This window comes from Bombella pluederhausensis, assembly GCF_026385525.1.
Lineage (GTDB): Bacteria > Pseudomonadota > Alphaproteobacteria > Acetobacterales > Acetobacteraceae > Bombella > Bombella pluederhausensis.
In genome coordinates, this window is record NZ_JANIDY010000001.1 from 827,748 (window position 1) to 848,176 (window position 20,429).

Consider the following 20,429-nt stretch of genomic DNA (forward strand, 5'->3'; position numbering starts at 1 on the left):
CTCATCCATCATGACAGGCCATGTCTGGCAAGGTCCTTCGCCAGAAGGTCGAAACTGGCTTCATCGGCATCTGGCAGGACACCAAACCATGCCTGAAACCCGGCCCGTGCCTGACAGATCAGCATCCCCAACCCGTCCACGGTGCGAAATCCATGCTTCTGCGCTGCCTTCAGCAGAGGTGTCTGTCGTGGCGTATAAACGATATCCGCCACGCTCAACCCAGCCTGTCCCGCCTGCAATAGAGCGGGCCAGTCCATGTCTCCACGACCACCCATACCGAGCGATGTTGCATTAACGAGAAGGCTCATCTCTCCCAGTCGGTCAGGCCATTCTGCCCAGTCCAGAACCGTTCCGGCTCCCAGAGCCTGCACAAGAGCCTCGGCCCGGGTTGCCGTACGGTTTGAAATGAAAACCTCACAGCCCCGATCCTGCAAGGCAGCGGCCACAGCCCGGGCGGCCCCACCGGCACCAAGAATGAGGGCACGCCCTTCTAACGTAACGCCATGCGCCAGAAGATTATCGCAGAACCCAGTCCCATCCGTGCAGTCACCAATGATCCGCCCCTCTACAAAACGCAGCGTGTTGGCGGCTCCGGCCCGGCGGGCTGTCTCTGTCAGCTCATCACAGAGGCGGAAAGCCTCCTCCTTGTGCGGAATCGTGACATTCACCCCGCAGAAGCCCGCTGCGGCCAATCCTCTCAGGGCAGCTTCCAGCTGTCCCGGCTCGACTGGCAAAGGAACATAGGCCCCATTAACCTGATGCACACGGCACCAGTGATTATGCAGCATGGGAGAACGGGAATGCTCGACCGGCCAGCCAATCACCCCGGCCAGTCTGGTCCTGCCATCTATTGTCACACCATGTCCTTCCGTTTTTCCCAAAAGAGAGGCAGCAGCCGGGCCAAACGCTCCGCCCAGAGACGCTGCCCAACCTCATCACTGATGAGGTCCTGCCTTATCTCAATTTCCAGAGCCGGCAAATTCCGCCGCCCGGCATGATACGGCACGCTATATTCGTTCTGCACGTTCAGAACATAAGGCTGATTATCCCCGACACAGAGGCTGCCTTCATCTTCCAGAAGCCCCCTCATCAGTCTGGCTGAATGCGGGTCATGATCGTGCAGAAGGCCTATGTCCCAAGGGCGTTTCTGCCCATCCTGCATGGCTGGTGTAAAACTATGCAGAGAGACAAACAGAGTTTCATCCAGTGCCCTCAGGGCAAGCTGACGCTCAATCTCATCATGATAAGCGTGAAGGATAGTCTCCTCCCGCTGCATCCTCTCCACTGCTGAGAGCCCCTGATTCCCGAGCACGGGAGCACCATCGCTGACGGGTGGAATGGAAGTCGGATGCCCTGCTGCCCGATTACAGTCAATTACAAGGCGGGAATAGACCTGCTCCACAAGCAGGCAGCCAAGAGCCTGCTGGAGATGTCGGCCCACTTCCCTGATGCCAATATCATAGGCGATATGCCGGTCCCATTCCGACCGGGGCAGGCCCAGATCACCAAGCCTTTCTGGCACAACCCGCCCAGCATGATCGCTGATGAGAAAAAAGGGACTATCAACCACTGCCTGATGGATATGATAAGGCTGTGCTTCATCCTTTCCCAAAAGGGAAATTTCTGTCCCATTCTGCTGGCTCATCGTGACCGTCCTATTCAACCTGATGAAGAAGGGACCGGACCGTACTGGCCGCCGCTGAATCCTTCCACTCCACACCACCATCAGAAATGGCCCGTACCTGCCCCTGTGCATCAACAAGCAATGTCATGGGCAGGCCCGGCTCCTGAAGGCTTTTCAGGAAGGGATCAACAGCCTCATGCTCCGCTACCCAGACGGGCAACCCTTCAGCATGAAGATGAGGCAGTGCCGCCTGCACTTTCTCCGGCGGGCCACTATCCAGCGCCACAGGGATAACCGGCAGATCAGGATTTTTATCCAGAAACGCCGCCAGCTGCGGCAGCTCCTCACGGCAGGGCGTGCACCATGTTGCCCAGAGATGCAGCATGTAAGGCTTGCCTGTCTGCATAGGCAAAGTTGCCTTCGTACCACCCAGCCCCGTGATAGGCAGCGTGACAGGAGCAGACAAAGCCGGTTCTGGCTCCAGCTCTTGCAGGCTCTGCAACGCCTCAGCCTGTGCACAATTGTGCCACAAGCCCACAGCCGCTACACTCAGCCAGCCCGCCAGAACGGCGCACGTACGAATCTTTTTCCAGTTTCTGATCATATCGGTCCTCATGACGCACAATAATACCAGCAACGCTTCCCCTGCAAACAAACCAGCCAGCGCAGAGGCTGCCAACCCCCAGTGGGGTGGCCGTTTTGCCAGCGGTCCAGCAGCCATCATGGAAGAAATCAACGCTTCCATCGGGTTCGACAGAATTCTCTGGCGGCAGGATATCCGTGGCTCCCTCGCCCATGCCGCCATGCTCCGCAAGGTTGGCCTGCTGACAGAACAGGAAGAAGCTGAAATCCAGCAGGGTCTGGCAGACATTGCCAAAGAAATTGAAGAAGGCCGCTTTGCCTTCTCTCCTGCGCTGGAAGATATTCACATGAATATCGAATCCCGCCTTTCCGAACGGATTGGCGAAGCTGGCAAGCGCCTGCACACAGCCCGCTCCCGTAACGACCAGATCGCCACCGATTTCCGCCTCTGGGTGCGTGATTCCATTGATGGTATTCTGGAACAGACCGAAGCCCTGATGCGGACCCTCGCTCGCCGTGCGCTGGAATATCACGATACGCCCATGCCGGGCTTTACCCATCTTCAGGTTGCCCAGCCTGTCACGTTTGGTCATCATCTGCTGGCCTATGTGGAAATGCTGGCCCGGGATGCCTCCCGCCTGCGTGATGCCCGCCGCCGTATGAATGAGTGTCCGCTCGGTTCCGCTGCCCTTGCCGGGACATCCTTCCCCATCGACCGGGACATGACGGCGCAGGCCCTCGGCTTCGACCGCCCGACCGCGAACTCGCTGGATGCCGTGTCTGACCGTGATTTTGCGCTGGAATATCTGTCTGTCCTCTCCATGGAGGCCATGCATTTATCCCGTCTTTCTGAAGAAATCGTGCAATGGGCCTCTGCTGCCTTCAATTTTGTTCACCTGTCCGATGCCTTCACCACCGGCTCCTCCATCATGCCGCAGAAGCGCAACCCGGATGCCGCTGAGCTGGTTCGTGCCAAAGTAGGCCGTATCACGGGCGATCTCATCGGGCTTCTAACCGTCATGAAAGGTCTGCCGCTGGCCTATGCGAAGGACACACAGGAAGATAAAGAACCTGTCTTTGACGCCACAACAGCCATCACCCTGTCGCTGGCTGCCATGGAAGGCATGATCCGTGACCTGAAGCCCAATAAGGAGCGTATGCGAGAACTGGCCGGAGCTGGCTTCTCCACAGCGACAGACCTTGCCGACTGGCTCGTCCGGGAACTGCGCCTGCCCTTCCGTACGGCCCATCACGTTACGGGCCGTCTGGTCAGTCTGGCAGAGCAGAAAGGCTGTGATCTGGCTGATCTGTCCCTCGAGGAAATGCAGGCCGTGGAATCTGGTATCAATGCGTCCCTCTATGATGTGCTGACCGTAGAATCCTCCCTCGCCTCCCGTACCAGCCACGGCGGTACGGCTCCGGCCAATGTTCAGGCACAGGCCAAGGCATGGCTGGACCGGCTCTCAACGGAGAAATGATCGTGCGTTTTCTTCAGTCTTCTATCATGATGAGGGCCGCTTTGGCCCTCATGAGCGGCGTCCTGCTTCTGGGGCTCTCCGCCTGTGGCCGACCGGGGGCTCCTAAGGCACCCGGCCCTTCTGACAAGATCACCTACCCGCAGATTTACCCGCCTGAATAAGACAGGCACCGTACACCCCACCACTAAACGGGCCGTGAACAGTTATCCCCCTGTTCCGGCCCGTTTTTTTAACGAAAAACCGACAAGTCCCTAAAGAACAGGATGGGCTTGTTATAAATTGTTAAATGATCCGTAAATAGGCAGAAATAATAATACCCTAAAATGATCTCTATTAATTCATATTTTCCATAGAATTCCCGCCTACCATACCCTCCATAGGCCGTTTTTCGTGCAGGGTAATCGTTATGACCACGCTGATAGAAACCATTCTGGAAAATCCAGCCCAATATGGCTTCATGCAGACGAGCAACATAGCCCATTTCCAGCTCCCTCCCGCCATTGAGGCAGGACCGAGCCTGAAAACTCTTTCCGGCGATGTGATTCCCTGCCAGCGTTGTAACGGCCTCTGGTACAATTTCGTCCTGCCCACCGAGACATCTCATCTCCTGCTTGATATGGCATCGCCAGACGTTCTAGACAGAACCATCGCAGAGCTGACCCTGTTCGTAGGCGCACGGGAATGGTCCTTGCCTATCCCCTCCATGCAAACTACGGCCCAAAATGGCAGGGGACGGATGGTACAGATCAATCTACCGCCTATGCCCCATTGGGTGCAGGGCCTTCTCTGCATCCGACTGGGCCCTGCCGAGCGCAACTATCTTGAGCAGGAAGCCGCCTGAGAGCTGAGAAGTCTTCTTCAGGCAGCCAGCACCATTCCATCCCATGCGGGCCTGACATCTTCTGGCAATGTCTGGCAGAGGGCACCATAATCCATATCCGGCCCCATATGGGTCAGGATCGTGCTCTGGGGCTGAAACTGCTGACGCCATTCCATCACTCGGCCAAGCCAGCCATGAGAGGGATGCGCCTCCCGCTGAAAGCAGCCAACAACCCAGCAGGACAGGCCATGCAACATGGCCTGTGCTTCTTCCGGAAAGCTCTCTACATCCGTGCAGTATGCAAAAGAGCCAAAACGAATACCTAGGCTCGTTGTCCAGCCATGTTTCTGCGGAAAAACATGTCCCTCCAACGGGCCAATCTTTATAGGGCCGTGATCTGGAATTTCCTGCACATCGAAGGAAGGACGGTAGAACGTCCCCCCTTCCCAAGGCCGAAAAGCGTAATCAAAGCGCTGCCTCAACTCCGCCAGCACGTCCGCAGTGGCCAGAAGTGGAATGGGACGGCCAATCACCCGGTTAACGGCCCGCAGCTCATCCAGCCCGCCAATATGGTCGCTGTGAGCGTGCGTATAAAACACGGCATCAATATGGGTCAGCCCGTTCGCCAGCATCTGCTGACGAATATCCGGGCCGCTATCGACTAAAAGACGGAACCCTTCATGCTCAATCACGATGGAGGAACGCAAACGGTGGTTCTTAGGGTTTGCCGGATCGCATACCCCCCAGATACCCGTATCCGTTCCTTCCTCACCCCCGATCATGGGAACACCAGCGGAGCCACCACAACCGAGAATCGTGATCTTCATACAGCCACCCTTGTGAAAAGACGCCGTGTGTTGGCCTGTGTGATCTCCACCAGCTTCTCACCTGTCAGGCCACGTTCTTCGGCCAGACGGGCCGCCGTATGAACCACATAACCCGGCGTATTCGGCTTGCCCCGCTTTGGCACGGGTGCCAGAAAAGGACTGTCCGTCTCCACAAGAATGCGATCCTCCGGCGCATGGCGGGCCACGTCCCGGATTTCCTCACATTTCTTGAAAGTCAGAAGCCCGGAAAAACTCAGATAGCCGCCCAGCTCCACCGCCGCTTCCGCCAGTTTGGGACCAGACGCAAAACAGTGAATCAGGAAAGGGAAAGCCCCCTTCTCATGCTCATCCCGTAGAATGGCGATGGTATCATCATCCGCCTGCCTTGTATGGATGACCAGAGGCAGGCCCGTTACACGGGCTGCTTCTATGTGACGGCGGAAAGACTCATGCTGAGCTGGTTTCACCTCATCCGTACCATGAAAGTAATCAAGGCCGGACTCACCAATAGCGGCCACCTGAGGAGCCTCCAGCTCTGCCAGCATTTCATCAAGGCTCGGCAGGTCTTCTTCATGGGCGTGATCGGGATGGGTGCCCAGCGCACACCAGATGCGCAGGTCCGGGCTGTCATGACCCGTCAGAGCTTTCTGTTTCGCCCGTTCTGACCAGCGTGTCCCGATGGTAATCATCCCTGCCAGACCAGCCTGACGGGCGAAGTCCAGCCCCGCAGGCAAGTCTTCCAGCCTATCCAGATGGCAATGTGTGTCGATCAGCCCCCTCATGCCTGCTTGTCTTCCTCCACGAAACGGGGGAACAGACCCTGCGGCTTAGGCAGAGTACGACCACCGGGAAGCAGGGTTTCCAGAGCGGCAATATGACGCTCATCCTTCTCCACACCGAGCTGATCCAGCATCTTCTCCATCGTGTCCGGCATGTAAGGCTGGAGCAGCGTGGCAATGGTGCGAATCACATCCACCAGAACACGCAGAACATCCGCCATGCGGGCCGGGTCTTCCTTCTTCAGGGCCCACGGAGCCTGACGGTCAATATAGGCGTTAGCCTCCCGGATGAGCTTCCAGATATCTTCCAGCGCATCGCTGATGGCCAGCCGTTCGATGTGATTACGGGTCAGGCTTGGCAGCAGGGTTGCCTGTGCCAGAATCCTGGTGTCATCTTCCGTCAGGGTGCCACGCTCCGGCAGAACCCCCTTGAGGTTACGGGCCACCTGACTGAGGGTACGCTGCGCAAGGTTACCCAGATCATTCGCCAGCTCGACATTCATGCGGGTGATGAGAGACCGGCGGCTGAAATTGGAATCACCCCCGAACGGCACTTCCCGCATCAGGAAGAAACGCAGCTGATCCAGCCCGAATTCATCGGCCAGAGCCTTCGGGTCCAGCACATTGCCGAGGGATTTGCTCATCTTCTCACCCTCGACTGTCCACCAGCCATGAGCAAACACCCGCTTCGGCAGAGGCAGGCCAGCTGCCATCAGGAAGGCAGGCCAGTAAACACAATGGAAGCGAATAATCTCCTTGCCCACCACATGCACATCAGCCGGCCAGCAGATATTCCGTGGATCCTTCATATCCGGGTAGCCAACGGCTGTCAGATAGTTCGCCAGTGCATCAAACCAGACATACATGACATGGTCAGGATCACCCGGCACTTCCACACCCCAGCGGAAGCTGGTCCGGCTGATGGAAAGGTCCCGCAGCCCCTGCTTCACGAAGCTGACAACCTCCCGCTTCGGACCATGAGGGCCGATGAAATCGGGATTTTCCTCATACAGCTTCAGCAGCCGGTCCTGAAAATCGGAAAGACGGAAGAAATAGGAAGGCTCCCTCACCCATTCCAGCGGCGCACCGGAAGGGGCTGTCCGGCTGCCATCCGGGTGCTTGGTGATCTCATCCTCACCAACAAACATCTCATCCCGTGTGGAGTACCAGCCTTCATAAGCATCAAGATAGATATGGCCGTTCTCAGCAACCTTCTCCCAGAGTGTCTGAGCGGCCTTCTTATGACGGGCCTCGGTCGTGCGGATGAACTCATCCGTCTGAACCGCCATGTCCTTCTGCATCTGGCGGAAGCTCTGGGAGATGCGGTCAGCAAAATCCTGCGGTGGAACATTCTGCGCCTTTGCGCTCTGCTCCACCTTCTGCCCATGCTCATCCGTCCCGCTGACGAACAGTACGTCATTGCCATCCAGACGGTGGAAACGGGCGATCACGTCACAGGCAATGGAAGTGTAAGCGTGGCCGATATGCGGCGCACCATTCACATAGAAAATAGGGGTTGTGATGGTGAATTGCCGCTTCATGATCCGTCCTGTCGTCCAAATGGTCCAAAATCGTCAGTATGCTGGCCTTCAGTGGGCCAGAGCAAGGGCTTCCCGAATAGCCTCGGCCTTGTCAAGGTTGAAACGCTCACTCTGCAAACGTATCTGCCCCAACTGGCAGGCCCGTTCCGCCATATCGGCGGCCAGAGGCAGATCGCCCGCAAAGGCGGCGTCTCTTGCCCGGTCGGCCAGTGCCTCCCCTAACAGATCGCACAATAGCGCAAAACCTTCGGCTTCACGAGCAAGCTGGGTAACAATCACCCAATTTCCATGATCCAACGTCTCCCCGGCCAAGGCTCTGGCCACAAGAGACGCACAGACACCATCCCTATCCTGCGCAAGAAACAGCGCCCGCCCCGGGGAACCATGGGCACGGCGCATGATCGCCTCCGGCACATCCGGCAGAAGCGCCCGCATATCAGCGTCATCCAGCCCGGAAAGAGCCAACGGGCGACACCGGCTCCGCAAAGTTGGTAATAATGTACCCGGTGCCGATGTTGTCAAAAACAGGGCCGTCTGCGGTGGTGGTTCTTCAAGAATCTTCAGTAGGGCATTGGCGGCAAAGCGGTTCAGGCTCTCCAAACCATCCACTATCACGACCCGCCAGCCGCCTTCCGTTGCCGTATGATGAAGAAAACTCTGAACCGGCTGAACATCAGAAACCGTAATTTCCCCTTTCAGCTGTCCCTTCCGTGGGTCCATCTTCCGGGCGATTGTCAGAAGATCACCATGCGTTCCGGCGGAAATGCGCCGCCCGGCAGGGCTATCCAGATCGCTACCACCCAGCAGCTTGCGAGCCAGATGAAAGGCCAGAGTGGCCTTACCAATGCCGGAAGGCCCGGAAATCAGCCATGCATGATGCAGCCGCCCTGATGACAGGGATTCCTCAAACTGCCGTATCGCTGCCTGATGCCCATAAACACGGGCTGCCATCCGAGGCTCCGGAAGCGTCTCTCTCACTCAGTCCTGCCTGCAATAAACTGCCTGACCAGCCCGTAAAGATGCTCCTGCACCTCCTCCATCGACTGGCTGGCATCAACCCGCACGATCCGGTTCGGCTCCTCTTTGGCCACCTGCTGGAAGCCTTGCCGGACACGCTGATGAAACTGCATCTTCTGCCCTTCATAACGATCCAGCTTTCCACCACGCTGGGTTACACGCTGGCGTGCAAGGTCGCAGGGAAGGTCAAGCCAGAATGTCACGTCAGGCTCTCCTCCCACAAGCTGCCGCAGGGAACGGATATGGTCCAGCACGTCCTGTCTGGCCTCGCCAATTCCATAGCCCTGATACGCCCATGTTGAATCATGAAAGCGGTCACAGAGGACGATCTTCCCCTCGGCCAGAGCGGGCTGAATGGCCTGAGCGAGATGATCGGTTCGCGCAGCCATGTGAAGCATGATCTCTGACTGCCAGCAGAAATTTTCTTCCCCAAAAAGCAGCAGGTTCCGAAGGGCTTCGGCCGCCGGCGTCCCACCGGGTTCCCGTGTCTGATAGACAGGCAGCCCCTCACTCCTCAGCCGCTCGGCCAGACGGGCAAGCTGTGTCGTTTTACCGGCACCCTCACCCCCCTCAAGAGTAATGAACAGTCCTGAACGCTTACTGGGGAGCATGACCGAAGCGTGCCATAAGCCGTCCGACAAATCCGAGTTCCGCCACAGGGGCTACCGTATAGAGCGGTGAATAGACCCGTGGCTGCCCCGGCAGACCAACAGAGACATGACCGGACTTCTGCCCAGCCGCTACAGGGGCCGGGATCGGAGATGGATAATCCACACTAATCTGTACCTTGGAGGACCAGCCTATCGGAATGGTCAGGCTGACATCATCCGCCACAGCCAGCCCAACAGTGCGATGCTCCCCATTCCACACGGCAGCATTCTGCTCGACCACCTGCCCCTTATGCAACAGCTGAACAGTCTCGAAACTGGAGAAGGCCCAGCTCATCAGCCGTTCACCTTCATGAGCACGCTCATTCGTGGTGGCAGTCCCATTAATGACGACAATGACCCGGTTTCCATTCCGCTCGGAACTGGCACACAGGCCAAAACCCCCAGCATCGGTATGACCCGTCTTCAGCCCATCAGCCAGCCCCTTATCAACCAGCACGTTCCGGTTGCCCTGACGAATATGGTTGAAGGTAAACTCCTTCTCACCAAAGAAGCCGTAATAATGCGGGAAGTCACGGATCAGATGCTGGGCAAGCATAGCCACATCCTGAGCGCACATATAGTGCCCCTCGGCAGGCAGGCCTGTCACATTCATGAAGTGCGAGTTACGCAGGCCAATACGGCGAGCGGCCTCATTCATCAGCACGACAAACCGTTCTTCAGACCCTGCAATACCTTCCGCCAATACGACACAGGCATCATTACCAGACTGAATGAGCATCCCTCGGATCAGGTTTTCCACACTGATGGAGCTGCCCAGCGGCACAAACATGCGGGAGCCTTCCATCTTCCATGCCTTGGCACTGACAGGAAACTCCTGCTCCAGCCGGATGCGGCCGGACGCCAGAAAAGCAAAGACAACATAGGCCGTCATCATCTTGGTCAATGAGGATGGCGGCATACGTTCTTCTGCATTGCGGCTGAGCAGCACCGTATTCGTCGTGCTGTCGAGGATATAAGCCCAACGCGCAGAGGTCGGCATAGGCCCCATGGGGGTCATGGCATCACCCATAGCCGAATCGGCCGTAGCGCTGTCTACCGGCTTTGCCTGTTCAGCCGGACGGGCTCGCCCCTGCCTGCGTGGCCCGGCAGCATACCCAACCCGCGATAATGCCAGCAGGGAACACGCCGAAAAACCGGCAGCTCCCCCCATGAGAGAACGTCTTGTCTGCACGTCAATCCCCGCACTGCATGCCCCGCCACGACAGCGGAACCTTATGATGAAAAACCGTTACGACACCCCAGGCAACTTCAGATGGCGTGATTTACCGGGTTATCCTATCGCCCAGAATCCCAACCGCCAACGCATAATAGTCGGAGGGATTATAGGCCCGTATGGCACGGAAATTACGATAAACGAGAAAGGCCTGTCCACCGGGGCCATCCGGCTGAATCAGGCTGCCCGTTGCCTGCGGTGCCAGAAAGCCGGAAGACTGAACGGGCTTCACCCCCAAAGCCTGCCATACACTCACAGGATGTACCGAAGCATGACGGGAGCTGGTGGCGGCAATCGAGTCAAACTTCCCGTTATTCCCTAGTGGAACGGTGACTTCCTCCCCCCATAGCTCCCCATGCTGCCAACCGGATCGCCCCAGATAATTGGCAATGGACGCAAAGACATCCGCTTCGGAACTCCAGATGTTACAGCGACCATCACCATCCCCATCGGCGGCAAAACGCAGATAGGCGCTCGGCATGAACTGCGGCTGCCCCATCGCTCCAGCGTAACTGCCCAGCATGTTAGCAGGGCTGATGGCGCCCTTCGCTAAAATCTGCATAGCCTTAATCAGCTCGCTACGAAAAAAGGCAGCCCGGCGTCCATCAAATGCCAGAGTAGCCAGCGCCTCAATCACATTGAAACGCCCCTGTCGTTCACCGAAACCTGATTCCAACCCCCAGATGCCCATCACGGCAGAATCATCACACCCTAGCCTCTGCCCGATAGGAGACAAAGTACCCCGGACACGCTGGTAGGTCTGCCGCCCCTTATCTTCCCGTGCGGCTGAAATCACACGGCTACGGTACTGCGCCCATGTCATAGTGAATTCTGGCTGATGCCGGTCCAGCTTCAAAACATCCTGATTCGGCGCCCGTGCCAAAGCTAAGGACTGATCCACAATCGTGGCAGGCACACCGGCCGAGAGAGCCTGCTGACGAAGCCCACCCAGAAAAGCGGCATAACGGGACGCATCACCCTTTGCAGCAGACGACCCCGCTGCCCATGCAGGCAGACCGATGCCGGTCACGGCCACACCACCGGCGGCGGCCAGAAAATTGCGTCTTTTCATCATTCTGTTTTCTGTCACGCCTTATCTCCCTCCATCAAAACGGGGAACGTCCCATACAGCTCTACAACCAATTGCGGACAGGCCCGTTTCGTGGCACAGTCCCGGCCAACCAAAGCCAGGACTGTCCTTCTGTGATCCGTATCAGTGCCATCATGGCCTCCCAGCCCGTCTGGCTGAAGGCCTCCTCTGTCATTCTTGGTACATTTATCCTCGAAGATGTTGCAACCGTTCTGGCGGCTATTGCCGCCAAAGGGAACCAGATTTCTGTTCCTGTAGCGCTTTTCAGCCTTTATGTCGGGGTTGCTCTGGGAGACATGGGACTTTACGCTCTCGGGTTAGCGGGAAGCCGCTGGACGTTCCTGCGCCGCTTTCTCACTCTCCCCAGTGAAGAACAGGCCCAGCGATGGTTTTCTCGTAATATCATAGGTGTTGTTGCCATTTCCCGGTTTGTCCCCGGCAGTCGCCTACCGCTTTACACGGCCTGCGGCTTCTTCCGTGCACCGTTTCTTGCTTTCGCTCTGACAGCAATCGGTGCCACGCTGGTTTGGACGAGCCTGCTCTTTATCCTTGCCCTGCATATTGGCGGGTGGCTTCTGGCGCATCAGGGCGGCTGGCGCTGGGTCGGGATTGGCGGTTTCATCCTGTGTATTTTCCTGATGGGACGTTTCATCAGCCACCTGCAACGTAGGAACTCATAATTTCATGACAGCACCTTCTGCCCATCACAAGACGCTGTCCCTTTTCGAATTTTGGCCCGATAGCGTTTTCTATACGCCCATCGTCCTCTACTGGATCATGATGGGACTGCGCCACGGAGACCTCAGCATCTCCACGGCAGCCAATCCAAGGATTGAGACAGGCGGTCTCTGCGGAGAAAGCAAAAGCTCCATCCTTGATATGGCAGGCCCTACGGCCCGTCAGGCCATAGCGCCTTACCGCATCATACGAAATGGCCCGGACGCCGTAGAGGCTGTCCTGAACGCCATGGAAGATATGGGAGAGGCCTTTCCTGTCGTGCTTAAGCCCGACATTGGCTGCAATGGCACGGGTGTCAAACTGATCTCCTCACTGGAGATGCTGCGGACTGTCTTGCCTCTCTTTCCAGCGGGCATAGAGCTGATGGTCCAGCAGCTCATCACCTATCCCATGGAAGCCGGTATTTTCTACATCCGGCACCCCAATGAGGATACAGGCCGAATCACATCACTGACATATAAGGAAGCTCCTATCCTGGTTGGTGATGGGCGCTCGACCCTTAAGGAGCTCATCATGCGTGACCCACGCATGAGGCAGGTGCCGCAGCTCTATCTACCTCGGATTCAGGGGCGGGAGACCGATATATTACCAACGGGGGAAACGCTGTCCCTCGTTTTTGCAGGCAATCACTGCAAAGGGTCCATCTTCCGGGATGGCCGACAGGATATCACGCCGGCCCTTACCGATCGTATCAACGCCATTATGAAGGATATTCCAGACTTCCATTTTGGCCGGATCGACCTCAAGATGGCCTCACCTGAAGCGTTGAAACGTGGTGAGGAGTTCCAGATCATTGAGATCAATGGTGTTGGCTCAGAGGCCATTCACATCTGGGACCGCCGCACGACACTGGCCGAAGCCTATCGCAGCCAGTTCTACCACTACCGGCAGACCTTCCTGATTGGGGCCGCCAAGAAGAAGGAAGGCTGGAAAAGCTCCGGTATTCTGGGCATGCTCCGCTCATGGCTCAAGCAGAGACGCCTTCTAGCCTCTTACCCCACCAATGATTGAGGCGTTATCCACCAGATAAAACAGCTTTTTCCCGCAGGGATGTATTCTTAGAGCTTCCCTGCGCCAAAGATGTAATTGCTGATCTGCTGTTCCAGCGAAAGCAGGGGCCGGGCATCCAGAATAGTTGCACCTGCAACCAATGTCCGGCTCTCCTTCCCCGGCAGAATCTGAAGGGCATTATCCCCACCAATGGTTGGCGCAGCGATACCCACAGCCGTATCAACGGGCAGTTTCAGCCGATCCTCCACAGCGAACAGCACATCAACAACAGCCGTTTCAGGATTCAGCGTGATGGAACGGACACGCCCTACCGTTACCCCACCAAGGTCTACATCCGCCCCAGAGGCCAGGCCATTCGTGGAGCTAAATGTGGCATGATAGCTTGTCATGTGCCGATCTGGTCCTTTGAGAAGGCCCATCCCATAGATCACGAATCCACCAGCTGCCAGCAAAACGACACTGCTCGCTATGAACGCTCCGCCACGCCCCTTGATGATCGCCCACATAGACACCTCGAAATTCATGCTCCGGTCTGCTAGTTTCATGGCAGAAGAAGCTGATTTCATGAAAGCTACAGAAACTTAACGTTACCATACATGAAATCTCCTCACCAGCATCAGACCAGGCTTTCCTGACCTTTCTCTCATTACCAGCATGGACCGTGGTTCCGCATGACAACATTTCAGGCCATCATTCTCGCCATCGTTCAGGGTATTACGGAGCCTTTCCCGGTTAGCAGTCTGGGCCATGCTGTTCTCCTTCCCGGTCTGCTGCACTGGTCGCTTGATGAGCACAGCCCTACATTCTTACCTTTCCTGACCATGCTGCACGTTGGCACGCTTGCAGCTCTGGCTCATGTTTTCTGGGCGGACTGGCGGGCCATTCTTATCGGCCTGTTCTCTCCCCGTCAGACAGCCCAGACCCGTAACAAGGCCTTCCGCCTATGCAGCCTGCTGGTTGTTGCCACCATACCAGCCGTCATTATGGGGGGACTGTTTGAACACCATCTGAGGCTGGTCTTTGCCAATCCTTTCATGGTGGCTGGATTTCTGACACTCAACGGGTTCCTGCTCATCATGACGGAGGTTATGCGTCGCCGTGCCCTCCGTACCATGCAGGACGACAGCTACCAGACGCAGGAACTTGGCTGGAAAGATGCCTTCATCATCGGGCTCTGGCAGTGTCTGGCGCTATTCCCCGGTCTGTCCCGCTCCGGGGCAACGATCAATGGCGGGTTGATGCGAGGCCTAGATCACCTGACCGCAACACGCTTTTCCCTGCTCATGGCGCAGCCCATCATTCTGGCAGCTACAGCCAAAGAGGCGTGGCAGCTCCGCCACACCCCTCTTTCCCACGCCGTCATCATGCAATCACTCATCGGGGCGGTCGTAGCAGGCGTCACGGCGCTGATCTGCTCGCGTCTGCTTCTGCGCTTCTTCCGGGAAGATAACCAGAATACCTTGGTGGGTTTCGGGCTTTACTGCCTGCTAGCGGGCCTTGGCAGTGCCTGTCTCCTGCATTTTCACCTCTGACGGCAGAAAAACATACAAGCGCAATTTACAAATACGTCCCAGACCGCCAGAAAGAAAACATTCCGGTATCATACCGTTTCAGGCCGTTATGCAGGAATCGTGACATCTCATGCCGCATCTTAGACCATCATGAACAAGGCACGCCGCAAAACCCTCTCTCAGATACAGTCTGCCAAGGGTCAGCATGACCTTAAACGCAGCCTTGGTGCCACGCAGCTTCTACTCATGGGTGTAGGGACTGCCATCGGGGCGGGTGTTTATGTCATTACCGGCACGGCCGCAGCAGAATATGCCGGTCCTTCGGTTCTACTTTCCTTTCTGATTGCGGCAGCCGCCTGCCTTTTCACAGCGCTCTGCTATGGAGAGCTGGCTTCGACCTTTCCCGTTTCAGGCTCGGCCTATGCCTATGCCTACCTCTCCATGGGCGAGAAAATGGCCTGGGTGACAGGCTGGCTGCTTCTGCTGGAATACGGCATCGCTGGAACAGCCGTGGCCGCAGGGTTCTCAGGATATCTGACATCCCTCCTCAAAGGGTTTGGCATCCATGTGCCGACTGTCATCTCACAGACGACCTTCCAGTCCATTCCTCACTCCAGTAGCGGGCTGCTGGCTTTTCATCCCAGTGTCAACCTGATCGGCCTTGCCGTCATGCTGTTCATCAGCCTGGTGCTCGTGCGTGGCATTGAGGCCGCAGCACGATTTAATACGCTCTTTGTCTGTGTCAAAATCAGTGTGCTGGCCCTGTTTGTCGGGGTTGGGCTATTCTATCTCCATCCAGCCTACTGGCACCCTTTTATCCCGCCCTCTCAAGGGAACTTCCATTTTGGCGTGGCAGGTATCTTCCGAGCGGCTTCCATCATTTTCTTTGCCTATGGCGGATTTGAAACCGTCTCCACCGCTGCCGCCGAGGCCCGCAACCCGACCCGGGACGTCCCCATCGGGATCATCGGCAGTCTCATCATCTGCACGCTGGTCTATGTCACCGTGGCCGCTGTCCTGTTGGGCGTTGCCCCTTATCAGATGCTGGATGTGGCGGACCCGCTCGCCGTTGCCACAGGGCTGATGCAGAAGCCATGGCTTGCCTTCCTCATCAATGCCGGGGCTACGATCGGGCTGTTCTCCGTACTGATAGGGCTGCTCTATGCCATTTCCCGCATGGTCCATGCCATCAGCCATGACGGGCTCCTGCCGGGCTTCTTCAGCGTTGTACATCCACGCTTCAGAACGCCATGGCTGGCTACGTTACTACTGGGCCTCGTCATGGGGCTTATGAGCGCTACCATGCCTATCGCTCTGCTGGGGGACTTGCTCTGCATTGGCACCACGCTCGCTTTCGCCATTGTCTGCTTTACGGTTATCTGGCAGCGCAACAAGGCGCCCGATACGCCACGTCCATTTCAGGTGCCGCTGGGAGGTATCCGCATCCGGGGTATCTGGCTGGGAACCACGCCTCTGCTAGGCATCTTCTTCTGCCTCTGCATGATCGTGCCGCTGGGACTGAACATCATACATGTGACCCTGCACGGTAACGTTATCCCGCTCATTTTCTTCATCATCTATACAGGGCTGGGTTTTGCGACCTATCTGTTCTATGGACGGCATAATTCCACCATGAAGCAGCCTCCTTCCTGAAAGGCCCCTTAGCCTCTCATATGGCTGCTCAGAAGATGTCCATGAGGCTCTCTTTCCCCCGTCCGTATGCTGTTTATTTCTGGATGATCCATCGTCTTTATGCGTAAACGTTCCTCTCCTTCCCCGAAACGCCGTGATCCACGCCGCAAAACCATGCACCAGATCACGGCGGAAAATGATTCCGTCACGCTGAAAAGAAGCCTGACAGCAACACAGCTGCTACTCATGGGGGTTGGGACAACTGTTGGAGCGGGCGTCTATGTGATGACCGGCACAGCGGCGGCTGAATATGCAGGGCCTGCCGTGCTGCTCTCCTTCCTCGTGGCGGCGGCGGCCTGCCTGTTCACCGCCTTCTGTTATGGTGAACTCTCCTCGACCTTCCCCGTTTCGGGGTCTTCCTATTCCTACGCCTATATTTCCATGGGAGAGCGGGCAGCGTGGAATGTCAGCTGGCTGATGCTGCTTGAATATGGCATTTCCTGCACGGCTGTAGCGGCTGGCCTTTCTGGCTACATGAACTCTCTACTGGGTATTTTTAACATCCACCTGCCCCTTTGGCTGACCCAGACGAGCCTCCAGCCCGTTCCTGGTTCCGAAGGGACAGCCCTGACGGCAGGATGGCGACTGGACCTGATCGGCTTTGTGTCCGTTCTGCTCGTTACGGCCCTTCTGGCCCGTGGTGTGGAGGAATCTGCCCGCTTTAATTCACTGGTCGTTGCCCTGAAAATTGGCGTCCTGTTCCTCTTTCTTATCATCGGGATTGGTTATATTAACCCGGCTAACTGGTTCCCATTCATCCCGCCCGCACAGGAACATTTCCATTTTGGTGTAGCGGGCATCTTCCGGGCTGCCTCCATCATCTTCTTCGCCTATGGTGGGTTCGAGGCTGTTTCAACAGCTTCATCAGAAGCCCGTAATCCAACCCGTGATATTCCGATCGGCATCATTGGCAGTCTGCTCATCTGCACACTGATTTATGTTGCCGTGGCCGCTGTCCTGCTCGGAATCGTTCCCTATGGTAAGCTGAACGTAGCGGACCCGCTCGCCATAGCCACGCAGGCCATGGGCAAGCCATGGCTGGCACTGCTCGTGAATGGCGGGGCAACTATTGGTCTGTCTTCCGTTCTTCTGGGACTCATGTACGGGCAATCCCGCATCCTGCTAACAACAGGACGTGATGGGCTGATCCCTGCCGTCTTCAGCAAGATTCACACCCGCTACCGCACACCGGCACGGGGTACGTTCATCATGGGGGCCATCATTGCCCTGATGACGGCAACGCTGCCCATCGACATCATCAGCGACCTTGTTTCACTCGGCACGGCACTGGCCTTCGCCATGGTCTGCTTCACCGTCATCTGGCAGCGCAACTACGCCGCCGATACGAAGCGCCCCTTCAGCGTGCCACTGGGTGGCTTCCGCATCCGTGGCTTCTGGATCGGCGTTACGCCAGTTCTGGGCATCATCTTCTGCCTCATCATGATTTTGCCGCTGCTGTTCAACATGATCCATGCTCTGCTAGGCGGTAATCCAGTGCCTGTGATCCTGCTGGTCACCTATTTTCTGATCGGTGCCCTGACATATCGCTTTTACGGCTATCACAATTCCCGCATGGCCCCCCAGTCCAGAGACTGAACAAGGGGGAAGCGTCCTACTTCTTCCTGCTATCGCTCACGCTGCCGGGGCCCATATAACTGCCCGGCGGCGGACGATGCACCGGAGGAGACAACATGGTATCGGGATCAGCCATATCAAGCTTTTCCCCGGTCTCAGGTGAGACAAAAGCAACACGCCGGCGTGGCAGCGCCTGGGGAAAATCCTTCCGAATACGGGCAATAGCTTTTTCCCGAATATCACACCGGAGGTCCCAGCTCTGCATGGCATTACGGGCACTGGCGATCACACGAACAGACATGGCCTGATCGGTGCAGTCAGACACCTGAGCATCAAACACCTTACCATCCCAGAGCGGGCAGCTCCTCACAATATCCCTCAGCATGTCCCGGATTTCATCCATAGGTGCATCATAATCCAGCCAGAGAAACACCACGCCCGTAATGGCCGCCGAATTATGCGTCCAGTTTTCGAAGCGGTTCTCAAGGAAGTAGGAAATAGGCACGATATGGCGCCGCCAGTCCCAGACACGCAAAACCACATAGGTAGCCGTAATTTCCTCTACCCAGCACCAGTCCCCATTGATGACGACCAGATCTTCCATACGAATAGGCTGTGTTATGGCGATCTGCACACCGGCAATCAGATTTGTCAGCAGCCCACGGGCAGACAGACCGACAATCAACGATGCCGCACCCGCAGAAGCAAAGAGTGACACACCATATTGTTTAACGGACGGAAACAGCATCAGAGCCGAAGCCACCGTCACAAGCCCGATCAGGATTTCTCCCAGCCGCCGCAACACCTTGATCTGCGTCTGATGGGCACGGGCCATGATATCATCCGCATAATCCAGCCGTGCCAGACGATTGAGATACGCCTCCGACATCAGGCGGAACATGGTGATGATCGAGAATCCCAGAACCAGGATCAGCAGGAAGAAGAAAAACAGCCGCAAATCCTGTTCCTGCTCATAGGAAAATCCCGTAGCCGCTGGAAGTGCCGCCAGCAGCGTCAAGAGCGTAACCATGATCTGCATGGGGCGCCGCAACGCACTGACCGTATTGCGAATCATGGCCCCGCTGCGTGTACCGGGAATGCGCAAAATCAGTGCACTAGCCCCGTGTCCCGCATAAAACGCCGTCAACCCAACGATGACGAGCATCAGGATAGAAACAAGCGCCGGTGGCAGCCATGATAATGCGCTGCTGAATGCAAACAGGATACTGGTGAAATGCTGAGACAAAAGGGATAACCCCCCGAACTTTTAAGGCATGGACTCTCTCTGGCCGAAAATGACAGCCCCGCCACAGGAAGGGAATAGAAAAGAACGAAAAAACATGAAGATACGCCTTCACCCCTGTTGACTTCCCTGCCCAACTGCCATAAACATCACACCCATCGGAAGGCGAAAGCTTTTCAGGATATCATGGCGGTGTAGCTCAGTGGTAGAGCAGGGGAATCATAATCCCTTGGTCGGCGGTTCAAATCCGTCCACCGCTACCATCTTTCCTTTCCGATACATCCCCCCATACAATATAAAACATATGCTGAAGCTAAACAGCACAGGTCGGCCTTATGTCGTCTTGGCTCACTGCACGGGCATGTGTTCCCTCATTCCAACGCACCGAGCCGACAAAAAAACAGGCTGACATAAGCCAGCCTGTCCATACCTGAAGCGTCTCAGTCCTCGCTGTCCTGTTCTACGTCTTCATCCCGTTCTTCGGTCCGCCGTCTGCGCTCGGCTGGGCGGCGCTCGCTAACAGGAGGAGACATCTCCTCATCTTCCTGCTCGCCACGGCGCTCCCGTGATTCGCGGCGTTCCTGCTTGGCCTGCTCATAATTACGCTGCCGTTCGGCACGCTCCTGCTGAGCAGCCTGAGCAGCCTGATTCATGGCATTGAGCATACGGAAATAGTGCTCGGCATGCTGAAAATAAGCCTCAGCCTGCACTCGGTCCCCGGTCCCTGTCGCATCACGACCAAGCTGGAGATATTTCTCAAAAAGCTGCTGGGCTGTGCCACGAATGCGCAGGTCTGGCCCGTTACTCTCAAAAACATGGTTCCGGTTTAGAGGAATCTGGCCATTATTGCCACGGGATGCTCCTCCACCGCCGCCTGAACGATGATGACGGTTCCTCATTCGCTTCATATTTTCAAACCTGCAATCTTGTCACAATGGCGCTCTCAGCAGCCAGCCTGCCGTTTCTTCTCATCACTATCTGAAGAAACATCACTTCCAGAGGAAACAGAATGTCTGC

General features: G+C 56.6%; 21 protein-coding genes and 1 tRNA gene. 9 read left to right on the forward strand and 13 right to left on the reverse strand.

What is annotated here, in order from left to right:
* Positions 1 to 8: 8 nt before the first annotated feature.
* From NQF86_RS03710 to NQF86_RS03720, 3 genes are read right to left on the reverse strand one after another with little or no spacing between them, the layout of a single operon-like run.
* Positions 9 to 857 (reverse strand): shikimate dehydrogenase, encoded by an 849-nt coding sequence (locus tag NQF86_RS03710; protein ID WP_266116247.1) that lies wholly within the window; start codon positions 855 to 857, stop codon positions 9 to 11.
* Positions 854 to 1,645 carry an N-formylglutamate amidohydrolase gene (locus tag NQF86_RS03715; RefSeq protein ID WP_266116248.1) on the reverse strand — a complete coding sequence of 264 codons (792 nt, stop codon included), beginning with the start codon at positions 1,643 to 1,645 and terminating at the stop codon, positions 854 to 856. The genes NQF86_RS03710 and NQF86_RS03715 overlap by 4 nt, the downstream gene beginning before the upstream one ends.
* A 10-nt stretch (positions 1,646 to 1,655) precedes the next feature.
* Positions 1,656 to 2,228, reverse strand: coding sequence for a TlpA disulfide reductase family protein (locus NQF86_RS03720; protein WP_266116249.1), 573 nt, complete (start codon positions 2,226 to 2,228; stop codon positions 1,656 to 1,658).
* A 10-nt stretch (positions 2,229 to 2,238) separates the two neighbouring features.
* On the opposite strand from NQF86_RS03720, the gene argH reads away from it, so the two are divergent.
* The 3 genes from argH to NQF86_RS03735 all read left to right on the forward strand — a co-directional run bounded on the left by argH (position 2,239) and on the right by NQF86_RS03735 (position 4,525).
* A complete protein-coding gene (gene argH / locus NQF86_RS03725; RefSeq protein ID WP_266116250.1) occupies positions 2,239 to 3,684 on the forward strand; it encodes an argininosuccinate lyase in 1,446 nt (481 codons plus the stop codon).
* Positions 3,654 to 3,845, forward strand: coding sequence for a hypothetical protein (locus NQF86_RS03730; protein ID WP_266116476.1), 192 nt, complete (start codon positions 3,654 to 3,656; stop codon positions 3,843 to 3,845). The genes argH and NQF86_RS03730 overlap by 31 nt, the downstream gene beginning before the upstream one ends.
* Positions 3,846 to 4,090: 245 nt before the next feature.
* Positions 4,091 to 4,525: a hypothetical protein gene (locus NQF86_RS03735; protein WP_266116251.1), complete on the forward strand. Its 435-nt coding sequence runs from the start codon at positions 4,091 to 4,093 to the stop codon at positions 4,523 to 4,525.
* Between the two features lie 17 nt (positions 4,526 to 4,542).
* Here NQF86_RS03735 and NQF86_RS03740 read toward each other — a convergent pair whose 3' ends face one another.
* The 7 genes from NQF86_RS03740 to NQF86_RS03770 all read right to left on the reverse strand — a co-directional run bounded on the left by NQF86_RS03740 (position 4,543) and on the right by NQF86_RS03770 (position 11,627).
* Complete coding sequence (locus NQF86_RS03740) at positions 4,543 to 5,331, reverse strand: MBL fold metallo-hydrolase (RefSeq protein ID WP_266116252.1); 789 nt, start codon at positions 5,329 to 5,331, stop codon at positions 4,543 to 4,545.
* Entirely contained in the window at positions 5,328 to 6,113 is a 786-nt protein-coding gene (locus tag NQF86_RS03745; RefSeq protein ID WP_266116253.1) for a TatD family hydrolase, read from the reverse strand. The genes NQF86_RS03740 and NQF86_RS03745 overlap by 4 nt, the downstream gene beginning before the upstream one ends.
* Positions 6,110 to 7,651 (reverse strand): methionine--tRNA ligase, encoded by a 1,542-nt coding sequence (metG, locus tag NQF86_RS03750; protein WP_266116254.1) that lies wholly within the window; start codon positions 7,649 to 7,651, stop codon positions 6,110 to 6,112. The genes NQF86_RS03745 and metG overlap by 4 nt, the downstream gene beginning before the upstream one ends.
* Before the next feature lie 48 nt (positions 7,652 to 7,699).
* Positions 7,700 to 8,602: a DNA polymerase III subunit delta' gene (locus tag NQF86_RS03755; protein ID WP_266116460.1), complete on the reverse strand. Its 903-nt coding sequence runs from the start codon at positions 8,600 to 8,602 to the stop codon at positions 7,700 to 7,702.
* A 23-nt stretch (positions 8,603 to 8,625) separates the two neighbouring features.
* Positions 8,626 to 9,279 (reverse strand): dTMP kinase, encoded by a 654-nt coding sequence (tmk, locus tag NQF86_RS03760; protein WP_266116255.1) that lies wholly within the window; start codon positions 9,277 to 9,279, stop codon positions 8,626 to 8,628.
* On the reverse strand, positions 9,266 to 10,489 hold the full coding sequence (locus tag NQF86_RS03765) for a D-alanyl-D-alanine carboxypeptidase family protein (protein ID WP_266116461.1): 1,224 nt from the start codon (positions 10,487 to 10,489) through the stop codon (positions 9,266 to 9,268). Before NQF86_RS03765 ends, tmk begins: the two co-directional genes overlap by 14 nt.
* Positions 10,490 to 10,601: 112 nt before the next feature.
* On the reverse strand, positions 10,602 to 11,627 hold the full coding sequence (locus NQF86_RS03770) for a lytic murein transglycosylase (protein ID WP_266116256.1): 1,026 nt from the start codon (positions 11,625 to 11,627) through the stop codon (positions 10,602 to 10,604).
* A 128-nt stretch (positions 11,628 to 11,755) separates the two neighbouring features.
* Between NQF86_RS03770 and NQF86_RS03775 the strand changes: the two genes are divergently transcribed.
* The gene (locus NQF86_RS03775) at positions 11,756 to 12,322 is read left to right on the forward strand and encodes a DedA family protein (RefSeq protein ID WP_266116257.1); all 567 of its coding nucleotides are present in this window, start codon (positions 11,756 to 11,758) and stop codon (positions 12,320 to 12,322) included.
* A 4-nt stretch (positions 12,323 to 12,326) separates the two neighbouring features.
* A complete protein-coding gene (locus NQF86_RS03780) occupies positions 12,327 to 13,391 on the forward strand; it encodes an ATP-grasp domain-containing protein (protein ID WP_266116258.1) in 1,065 nt (354 codons plus the stop codon).
* Positions 13,392 to 13,438: 47 nt separating this feature from the next.
* Here NQF86_RS03780 and NQF86_RS03785 read toward each other — a convergent pair whose 3' ends face one another.
* Positions 13,439 to 13,936, reverse strand: coding sequence for an MlaD family protein (locus tag NQF86_RS03785; protein WP_266116259.1), 498 nt, complete (start codon positions 13,934 to 13,936; stop codon positions 13,439 to 13,441).
* A gap of 126 nt (positions 13,937 to 14,062) precedes the next feature.
* Here NQF86_RS03785 and NQF86_RS03790 point away from each other — a divergent pair, with 126 nt between their 5' ends.
* The 3 genes from NQF86_RS03790 (at position 14,063) to NQF86_RS03800 (ending at position 18,190) form a co-directional block, all read left to right on the forward strand.
* Positions 14,063 to 14,923, forward strand: coding sequence for an undecaprenyl-diphosphate phosphatase (locus tag NQF86_RS03790; RefSeq protein WP_266116260.1), 861 nt, complete (start codon positions 14,063 to 14,065; stop codon positions 14,921 to 14,923).
* A gap of 129 nt (positions 14,924 to 15,052) precedes the next feature.
* A complete protein-coding gene (locus NQF86_RS03795) occupies positions 15,053 to 16,555 on the forward strand; it encodes an APC family permease (RefSeq protein ID WP_266116261.1) in 1,503 nt (500 codons plus the stop codon).
* A gap of 99 nt (positions 16,556 to 16,654) precedes the next feature.
* Positions 16,655 to 18,190, forward strand: a complete 1,536-nt coding sequence (locus NQF86_RS03800) for an APC family permease (RefSeq protein ID WP_266116262.1) — start codon at positions 16,655 to 16,657, stop codon at positions 18,188 to 18,190.
* 16 nt (positions 18,191 to 18,206) lie between these two features.
* Here NQF86_RS03800 and NQF86_RS03805 read toward each other — a convergent pair whose 3' ends face one another.
* Positions 18,207 to 19,415 (reverse strand): mechanosensitive ion channel family protein, encoded by a 1,209-nt coding sequence (locus NQF86_RS03805; protein WP_266116263.1) that lies wholly within the window; start codon positions 19,413 to 19,415, stop codon positions 18,207 to 18,209.
* Between the two features lie 185 nt (positions 19,416 to 19,600).
* Between NQF86_RS03805 and NQF86_RS03810 the strand changes: the two genes are divergently transcribed.
* A tRNA-Met gene (locus NQF86_RS03810) sits at positions 19,601 to 19,675 on the forward strand.
* Between the two features lie 177 nt (positions 19,676 to 19,852).
* Here NQF86_RS03810 and NQF86_RS03815 read toward each other — a convergent pair.
* Positions 19,853 to 20,320: a DUF4167 domain-containing protein gene (locus NQF86_RS03815; protein ID WP_266116264.1), complete on the reverse strand. Its 468-nt coding sequence runs from the start codon at positions 20,318 to 20,320 to the stop codon at positions 19,853 to 19,855.
* Positions 20,321 to 20,429 lie beyond the last annotated feature (109 nt).

Coding starts and splice junctions, on each gene's coding strand:
- NQF86_RS03715 (WP_266116248.1), bottom strand. CDS start 1,645: ATGAGCCAGCAGAATGGGACAGAAATTTCCCTTTTGGGAAAGGATGAA.
- NQF86_RS03720 (WP_266116249.1), bottom strand. CDS start 2,228: ATGATCAGAAACTGGAAAAAGATTCGTACGTGCGCCGTTCTGGCGGGC.
- argH (WP_266116250.1), top strand. CDS start 2,239: ATGACGCACAATAATACCAGCAACGCTTCCCCTGCAAACAAACCAGCC.
- NQF86_RS03730 (WP_266116476.1), top strand. CDS start 3,654: ATGGCTGGACCGGCTCTCAACGGAGAAATGATCGTGCGTTTTCTTCAG.
- NQF86_RS03735 (WP_266116251.1), top strand. CDS start 4,091: ATGACCACGCTGATAGAAACCATTCTGGAAAATCCAGCCCAATATGGC.
- NQF86_RS03740 (WP_266116252.1), bottom strand. CDS start 5,331: ATGAAGATCACGATTCTCGGTTGTGGTGGCTCCGCTGGTGTTCCCATG.
- NQF86_RS03745 (WP_266116253.1), bottom strand. CDS start 6,113: ATGAGGGGGCTGATCGACACACATTGCCATCTGGATAGGCTGGAAGAC.
- metG (WP_266116254.1), bottom strand. CDS start 7,651: ATGAAGCGGCAATTCACCATCACAACCCCTATTTTCTATGTGAATGGT.
- NQF86_RS03755 (WP_266116460.1), bottom strand. CDS start 8,602: ATGGCAGCCCGTGTTTATGGGCATCAGGCAGCGATACGGCAGTTTGAG.
- tmk (WP_266116255.1), bottom strand. CDS start 9,279: ATGCTCCCCAGTAAGCGTTCAGGACTGTTCATTACTCTTGAGGGGGGT.
- NQF86_RS03765 (WP_266116461.1), bottom strand. CDS start 10,489: ATGGGGGGAGCTGCCGGTTTTTCGGCGTGTTCCCTGCTGGCATTATCG.
- NQF86_RS03770 (WP_266116256.1), bottom strand. CDS start 11,627: ATGATGAAAAGACGCAATTTTCTGGCCGCCGCCGGTGGTGTGGCCGTG.
- NQF86_RS03780 (WP_266116258.1), top strand. CDS start 12,327: ATGACAGCACCTTCTGCCCATCACAAGACGCTGTCCCTTTTCGAATTT.
- NQF86_RS03785 (WP_266116259.1), bottom strand. CDS start 13,936: ATGAAACTAGCAGACCGGAGCATGAATTTCGAGGTGTCTATGTGGGCG.
- NQF86_RS03790 (WP_266116260.1), top strand. CDS start 14,063: ATGACAACATTTCAGGCCATCATTCTCGCCATCGTTCAGGGTATTACG.
- NQF86_RS03795 (WP_266116261.1), top strand. CDS start 15,053: ATGAACAAGGCACGCCGCAAAACCCTCTCTCAGATACAGTCTGCCAAG.
- NQF86_RS03800 (WP_266116262.1), top strand. CDS start 16,655: ATGCGTAAACGTTCCTCTCCTTCCCCGAAACGCCGTGATCCACGCCGC.
- NQF86_RS03815 (WP_266116264.1), bottom strand. CDS start 20,320: ATGAAGCGAATGAGGAACCGTCATCATCGTTCAGGCGGCGGTGGAGGA.